This window comes from Geobacillus sp. YHL, from assembly GCF_022341265.1.
Taxonomy (GTDB): Bacteria; Bacillota; Bacilli; order Bacillales; family Anoxybacillaceae; genus Geobacillus; species Geobacillus thermoleovorans.
This window is the reverse complement of sequence record NZ_JAEIGB010000007.1, coordinates 138,818-145,810: the sequence shown is the minus strand read 5'-3', so window position 1 is coordinate 145,810 and position 6,993 is coordinate 138,818. Positions and strand designations below refer to the sequence as shown.

8 protein-coding genes are annotated in these 6,993 nt (G+C 55.4%); all 8 read left to right on the top strand.

The features are described 5' to 3' along the window. The first annotated feature begins 350 nt into the window (after positions 1-350). Positions 351-974, top strand: a complete 624-nt coding sequence (locus JCR24_RS09050) for a stage V sporulation protein AA (protein WP_238980481.1) — start codon at positions 351-353, stop codon at positions 972-974. Then, a complete protein-coding gene (locus JCR24_RS09045) occupies positions 961-1,392 on the top strand; it encodes a stage V sporulation protein AB (protein WP_011231788.1) in 432 nt (143 codons plus the stop codon). The genes JCR24_RS09050 and JCR24_RS09045 overlap by 14 nt, the downstream gene beginning before the upstream one ends. A gap of 17 nt (positions 1,393-1,409) precedes the next feature. Further along, on the top strand, positions 1,410-1,838 hold the full coding sequence (locus JCR24_RS09040) for a SpoVA/SpoVAEb family sporulation membrane protein (RefSeq protein ID WP_013144836.1): 429 nt from the start codon (positions 1,410-1,412) through the stop codon (positions 1,836-1,838). A gap of 18 nt (positions 1,839-1,856) precedes the next feature. Next, positions 1,857-2,885: a stage V sporulation protein AD gene (spoVAD, locus tag JCR24_RS09035; protein WP_011231786.1), complete on the top strand. Its 1,029-nt coding sequence runs from the start codon at positions 1,857-1,859 to the stop codon at positions 2,883-2,885. Between the two features lie 39 nt (positions 2,886-2,924). Beyond that, on the top strand, positions 2,925-3,275 hold the full coding sequence (locus tag JCR24_RS09030; protein ID WP_012820684.1) for a SpoVA/SpoVAEb family sporulation membrane protein: 351 nt from the start codon (positions 2,925-2,927) through the stop codon (positions 3,273-3,275). Between the two features lie 5 nt (positions 3,276-3,280). After that, positions 3,281-3,892 (top strand): stage V sporulation protein SpoVABEA, encoded by a 612-nt coding sequence (spoVAEA, locus tag JCR24_RS09025; RefSeq protein ID WP_305054818.1) that lies wholly within the window; start codon positions 3,281-3,283, stop codon positions 3,890-3,892. After that, positions 3,840-5,318: a spore germination protein gene (locus JCR24_RS09020; protein WP_011231783.1), complete on the top strand. Its 1,479-nt coding sequence runs from the start codon at positions 3,840-3,842 to the stop codon at positions 5,316-5,318. Before spoVAEA ends, JCR24_RS09020 begins: the two co-directional genes overlap by 53 nt. A 313-nt stretch (positions 5,319-5,631) precedes the next feature. Further along, entirely contained in the window at positions 5,632-6,951 is a 1,320-nt protein-coding gene (gene lysA, locus JCR24_RS09015) for a diaminopimelate decarboxylase (protein WP_013144837.1), read from the top strand. Positions 6,952-6,993 lie beyond the last annotated feature (42 nt).

Below are 6,993 nucleotides of genomic sequence, written 5' to 3'. Positions count from 1 at the left end.
TTTTGTCCGCACGGAGTGAGCAACAAAATGGACGGATAGTCCATTTTGTCCGCACGGAGTGAGCAACAAAATGGACGGATAGTCCATTTTGTCCGCACAGGTGTGTTCAAAATCGACGGATGTCAATTCATCGGCGGTGAACCATGAATCGCATCCGTCTTTTGGTCTGTAAGCGCATCTTGGAACGCTTTTTCCAGAGCAAGCAACAAAAGTCTAAAAAAGAATGGGCATTTTTTGCCCATTCTTTTCTATTTTTATGAAATCGATGGTGAACGCCGACAGGCCGCATGATCGGTGTTTTTGCCAACCAAACTAAAGAAAAACAAAATGGGGACAAAGGTGTGAAGCAAATGGCCAACACCATATTTATCAAGCCGCGCCATCGCGTGCAAGTCAAGCCGGGGGCGGTGGTGACGCTCGGGCAGGCGGCCCAAATCGCTGCGCCGGATGGCGGGCTCATTCGGCGGTTGAAGACGATTCCGCTCTATCGCATCCAGCCCAGCGATAAAAATATCGTCATCATCGATATGATGCAAATGATCAGGGCTGTGTTTGACTTGGATTCCTCGCTTGATGTGCAGATGATCGGTCCATCACAGACGATCATTGAAGTCGTCTATGAAAAACGGAAGGTTTCGACCGCTTCCTTCGTTCTCGTTTGGCTTCTTTTGTTCGTCGGTTCGGCGATGGCGATCATGAACTTTCACGAGGACGTCAGCATGCAACAAGTGCATCGCCATCTGTACGAAATGATGACCGGCCAAGCGGTCGATAAACCGCTGCTTTTGCAAATTCCGTATTCGCTTGGGCTCGGCATCGGGATGATTTTATTTTTCAACCATTGGTTCCGCAAACGAATCAACGAGGAGCCCAGCCCTCTTGAAGTCGAAATGTTCAACTACCAGCAATCGATCGATCAGTACGTCATTTTGCATGAAAACAAAGAAAGCTTGAGGCCTCTTGACGACGCTTGAGATTTTGCTGGTAGTGTTCGTCGGCTTCGCCGGAGGGTTGGCGGTCGGAACCGGATTTGTCGCTTTTTTGGTCGTGCTTGGCGTCATCCCGCGCCTGACGCAGCTGACGAAAACGCCAAAACGCATTCACGCCTATGAATGGGGGGCTGTAGCCGGCGCCATCGTTGGCGGTTGGATGAGTTTGCGCCATTCTGTTTGGCATTTATCCAAATATTGGCTAGCGCCGATCGGATTGTTTCATGGTGTGTTTATCGGAATGCTCGCTGCCGCTTTAACAGAGGTGTTGAACGTTTGGCCGATTTTAGCGAAGCGGATCGGCGTCGATGATAAAATCGTCATTTTACTTATGGCCATCGCCTTTGGCAAAGTGGCCGGTTCGTTGTTTCATTGGCTTTATTTTGTCGATCACTTTCGCTGACAAAGGGGGAAGGAAACGTGGGATTAAAGTCCGATTATGTCCGCGAGGTGAAGGCGTTTCAGCCTTCTCCCCCATACGCCGCCAATGCGGTAAAAGCGTTTTTTGTCGGTGGGATGTTTTGTGCGTTGGCGCAATGGCTCGCTGATTGGTATGGCGGCACGTTTGCCGCTTCGCCGCTCGAGGCCCATCTGTGGGCGTCTATGGTGATGGCTGGATTGGCGATTGTGCTGACGGCCGTCGGGAAATATGATGATTTCAGCCAATTTGCCGGTGCGGGGGCGACGATGCTCATTACAGGGCTGGCCAATGCGATCGCCAGCGCCGCTATCGAGCATCGCAGCGAAGGATGGACGGCCGGGGTGGCCGGGCAGATGTTGAAAGCCGGTGGGGCAGCGGTCATTTATGGTCTGATTGCCGCCTATGTGCTTGGCCTTGTTTGGCCGTGACGAAAAGAGGGATTGGCCATGAAACGTGTCGGAAAGCAGACATGGGTGTTTGACGATGGTGTTTACATCCAAGCGGCCGCTGCCGCAGTCGGGCCGCTTGAAGCCGACGGGCCGCTCGGAAGTTATTTTGATGTTTGTCATCGCGACTTATATTGCGGCGAAGCGACGTGGGAGCTGGCCGAGCGGAGGCTGATGCGGGAGGCGGTGGATTGCTGCTTGCAAAAGGCGGGCGTCTCTGCCGAAGAAGTCGATCTATTTTTGGCCGGTGATTTGTTAAACCAAAATGCGACATCGAACTATGTCGCCCGCGAGCTGCCGATTCCGTTTTTATGCTTGTTCGGCGCCTGTTCGACCTCGATGCAAACGTTGGCGGCAGCCGCTGCGTTTGTCGCTGGTGGATTGGCTGATCGGGCGCTTGCGGCGACAAGCAGTCATAACGCGACGGCCGAACGGCAGTTTCGCTACCCGACTGAACTGGGGGTGCAAAAGCCGAAAACGGCGACGTTCACCGTCACGGGCGCCGGCGCCGCGCTTGTTGGCCGCGCGCCGGGACGTTGGCGCGTCCGGGCGGCGACGATCGGCAAAGTCGTTGACGCCGGGCTGAAAAACCCACTCGACATGGGGGCGGCGATGGCTCCGGCGGCGGCCGATACGATCGAGCAGCATTTCCGTGACTTAGGCGTCTCGCCGGGCGATTACGATTTGATCGTCACCGGCGACTTGTCGCGCGTCGGCAGCGTCATCGTCCGCGAGTTGCTTGCTGAATCAGGCTACGATGTGACCGACGTTTACAACGATTGCGGGCTGATGATTTACCGGCCAGATCAAAAGGTGTTCGCCGGCGGCAGCGGCTGCGCCTGCTCGGCGGTCGTCACGTACGGGTATTTGCTTCAAGAGCTCGCCCGCGGAACGTTTCGACGCCTGTTTGTCGTCGCTACCGGGGCGCTCTTGAGTCAAACGATGGTGCAGCAAAAACAGTCGATCCCAGCGATCGCTCACGGCGTCGTCATCGAAGCGGCTGGACAGGAGCCGGATTTGCCGCCGTAGGACGTCTTTTATTTGGGAACGATCAGGAGGGAATGTGATATGGAATACGTCCGTGCCTTTCTCGCCGGCGGGCTGCTGTGCGCCATCGTTCAGCTCATCATCGACCGCGGCAAATGGACGCCGGCTGGCGTCGCCGGTTCGCTTGTCGTCTTTGGCGTACTCCTTGGCTTTGGCGGCGTCTATGATCCATTCGTCGCTTGGGCTGGCGCCGGGGCGACGATGCCGCTATGCGGATTTGGGTATTGGTTGGCGAAAGGAGCCATGGCAGAACCGCGGCCGGAGGGATTTGTCGAAACCGGAGCAGCGGTGTTCCGATTTGCCGGCGCCTTGTTCGCTTTTATCGTGGCTGGCTCTTTTGCCGCGGCGCTCACTTGCAAACCGAAAGGGTAGAGATGATGGAAAAACGACGAGTCATTTTAGTAACGGATGGGGACGAGTTCGCCTGCCGGGCGATTGAGCGGGTTGCCGCCGAGATCGGCGGCCGTTGCATTTCCCGCTCGCAAGGCAATCCGACGAAACTGAGCGGTGAACAGTTGGTCGAACTCATTTTGCAAACGCCGCACGATCCAGTGTTTGTCATGTTTGACGATTGCGGCGCCCTCGGGGAGGGGGCCGGAGAGCAGGCGCTTCGCTATGTGGCGACGCATGAGCAAATTGAGGTGCTTGGGGCGCTGGCGGTTGCCTCCAATACGCACCAGCATGAATGGACAAAAGTGCATGTGAGCATCGACCGTGACGGCGTGATGACCGAATATGGGGTCGATAAAGAAGGCTTCCGGGACCTCGAGATCGGGCGGATCAATGGCGATACCGTCTACTGCCTTGACCGGCTGAACATTCCGCTCATCGTCGGCATCGGCGACATCGGCAAAATGGGATACCGAGACCATGCGAAATACGGAGCGCCGATTACGCGCAAGGCGGTCGAGTTGATTCTCGAAAGGAGTGGTGGCCATGCCGGAAAAAGAAAAGAAACCGAAAGCGCCGATCGCGAAGCGGCTCGTTGACAACGCGAAGTTTTTGCAACAGCGGATCGGCGTCGGGACAAGCTTTGATTTAGGCGTGCGGAAAATCTATGTCCTAAACCGGGAAGTACATATTTACTACTGCAACGGTTTATGCGACACGCAATACATTATCGAATTGTTAAAACAAATTGTGCGCGTCAACGATGATGAACGCCAGGCGTCCCAAGCGTGGCAGATCATCGAAAATCGACTCGTTCATCAGCAAGTCAGTCCGGTGACGAGCCTCGACGAAGCGGTTGACAAGCTGCTGTCGGGCTTGATCATCGTCTTGATTGAAGGCGAATCGACCGGATTTGCTGTCGACGTCCGCAGCTATCCGGGTCGGCAGCCGCAAGAGCCGGATACGGAAAAAGTTGTGCGCGGCGCCCGCGACGGCTATGTCGAGAACATCATTGTCAACACGGCGCTCACCCGCCGCCGCATCCGCGACGAGCGGCTGCGCTTTGAAATTTTGCAAGTCGGCGAGCGGTCAAAAACGGACGTATGCATCGCCTATATTAAAGACGTCGCTGACCCGGGGCTTGTTGAACTCGTCAAGAAAGAGTTGCAGCAAATCAACGTCGATGGACTGACGATGGGCGACAAAACAGTCGAAGAGTTTTTAGTCAAGCAAGGATACAACCCGTACCCGCTCGTCCGTTACACCGAGAGGCCAGATGTAGCAGCGACGCACCTGCTTGAAGGGCACGTGCTCATTATGGTTGATACATCGCCAAGCGTCATCATCACGCCGACAACATTTTTTCACCACGTCCAGCATGCCGAGGAATACCGGCAGTCGCCAGGGGTCGGGACGTTTGTGCGCTGGGTGCGGTTTTTAGGCATTTTGACGTCGTTGTTTTTGCTGCCGCTGTGGGTGCTGTTCGTCCTTGAACCGTCGTTGCTGCCCGAATCATGGGCGTTTATTGGGCCGAACAAACAAACGAACATCCCGATCATTGTGCAAATTTTGCTCGCTGATTTTGGGATTGAGTTTTTGCGGATGGCAGCCATTCATACCCCGACGCCGCTATCAACCGCGATGGGTTTGATTGCCGCCGTCTTGATCGGACAAATCGCCATCGATGTCGGGCTGTTTGTGCCGGAAGTGATCTTGTACATTTCGGTGGCGGCGATCGGTTCCTTTGCGACGCCAAGCTATGAGTTGAGCGTGGCGAATAAGATTTCTCGATTGGCATTGGTCATTCTTGTCGCCTTGTTTAAAGTGCCCGGGCTCGTCATTGGCACGACCGTTTATTTGCTTTGGCTCGCCAGCATCCGCTCGCTTAATACGCCGTACTTATGGCCGTTCATCCCGTTCGATCCAGCGGCATTTATGCAAATTGTCGTCCGCCGTTCGGTTGCCGGAGCGAGAGTGCGCCCGAGCATCGTTCACCCGCAAGACCGGCAAAAACAGCCGTCATGACGCGAACGATCCATTTGGAAGCGGCCGTTTCCACCTATTGGCGGCCGCTTTTTTCGTTTTAGCGCTATTGCAACTTTTTTATAATTATGATAAGTTATATTTAATTGCTTGCACTGATGGTGCTTGCCTCAGTGCTTCGCACGTTTGCACGGGCGGAATGGGCATGGCCCAGCGCGGGGTGTGCGGCCTTCCGTTTCAAGGCAGAGCCGATGGCGCTTTGCGGTTTTCCATTTTGTAAAGGCAGTTGCCGATTTTGCAAACTGTCTTTTTTGCTTTTGCCATGCGATTTCGATAGAGGAATGAGGGGTTTGCGATGTTTCTTCACGGGACAAGCCGCGTGAATGAACAAGGGCATTTGGAAATCGGCGGCGTCGATGTGGTCGAGTTGGCCAAAACGTATGGCACGCCGCTTTATATTTATGACGTTGCGTTGATCCGCGCTCGGGCGCGCGCGTTTAAAGAAGCGTTCCAGCGCCACGGCGTGCGGGCGCAAGTCGCGTATGCGAGCAAGGCGTTTTCCGCCGTCGCCATCGTGCAGCTGGCCGCTGAGGAGGGATTGTCGCTTGACGTCGTCTCAGGCGGTGAGCTGTATACGGCGCTTGCGGCCGGTTTTCCGCCTGAGCGCATCCATTTTCATGGCAACAACAAAAGCCGGGACGAATTGGCGATGGCGCTTGAACACGGCATCGGCTGCATCGTTGCCGACAACTTTTACGAACTCGAGCTGATCGAAGAGCTGGCGGAGTCATCCGGTCGGACGGTGCCGGTTTTGCTCCGCGTGACGCCGGGGGTCGAGGCGCATACGCACGATTACATTTTAACCGGGCAAGAAGATTCAAAGTTCGGCTTTGACTTAAACAACGGTCAGGCGGACGAGGCGTTTCGCCGTGTCATGGCATCGGCCGCGTTTCAGCTGCTCGGCGTTCATTGCCATATCGGCTCGCAAATTTTTGAAACAGCTGGGTTTGTGCTCGCGGCGCAAAAAGTGTTTGCCAAGCTGGCGGAGTGGAACAAGGCGCACGGATTTGTCCCAGCGGTTGTCAATCTTGGCGGCGGCTTTGGCATCCGCTATACGGAGGAAGACGACCCGATTCCGGTGACAGCGTACGTCGACTGCATTGTGGAAGAGGTGAAAAGGCAGGCCGAAGCTTGCCGCTTGCCGTTGCCGGAAATTTGGATCGAGCCGGGCCGGTCGCTCGTGGGTGATGCCGGAACGACGATTTATACGATCGGTTCGCGCAAAGAGGTGCCCAACGTCCGCACCTATATTGCCGTTGACGGCGGCATGAGCGACAACATCCGTCCGGCGCTTTACGGAGCGAAATACGAAGCCGCGCTCGCCAACCGGGTGTTCGGCGAGCCGACGGAAGTCGTATCGATCGCCGGGAAGTGTTGCGAGTCAGGCGACATGCTCATTTGGGACATCGCCCTGCCGGAAGCGAAGCCGGGCGATTATTTGGCCGTTTTTTGCACCGGCGCTTACGGCTATTCCATGGCGAACAATTACAACCGTCTGCCGCGCCCAGCCGTTGTGTTCGTTGAAAACGGCGACGCCCAGCTCGTTGTGAAACGGGAGACATATGAAGATTTGATCCAATATGATTTGCCTTTGAAAACGAAAGTGAAAAAGTGAAGGCCGCCGGTTGGAAAGAGAACGGCCTCCACAAAGAAAAGG

Excerpts from the sequence above, each read along its gene's own strand:
- JCR24_RS09050 (WP_238980481.1), top strand. The coding sequence starts at position 351 with ATGGCCAACACCATATTTATCAAGCCGCGCCATCGCGTGCAAGTCAAG.
- spoVAD (WP_011231786.1), top strand. The coding sequence starts at position 1,857 with ATGAAACGTGTCGGAAAGCAGACATGGGTGTTTGACGATGGTGTTTAC.
- JCR24_RS09030 (WP_012820684.1), top strand. The coding sequence starts at position 2,925 with ATGGAATACGTCCGTGCCTTTCTCGCCGGCGGGCTGCTGTGCGCCATC.
- spoVAEA (WP_305054818.1), top strand. The coding sequence starts at position 3,281 with ATGGAAAAACGACGAGTCATTTTAGTAACGGATGGGGACGAGTTCGCC.
- JCR24_RS09020 (WP_011231783.1), top strand. The coding sequence starts at position 3,840 with ATGCCGGAAAAAGAAAAGAAACCGAAAGCGCCGATCGCGAAGCGGCTC.
- lysA (WP_013144837.1), top strand. The coding sequence starts at position 5,632 with ATGTTTCTTCACGGGACAAGCCGCGTGAATGAACAAGGGCATTTGGAA.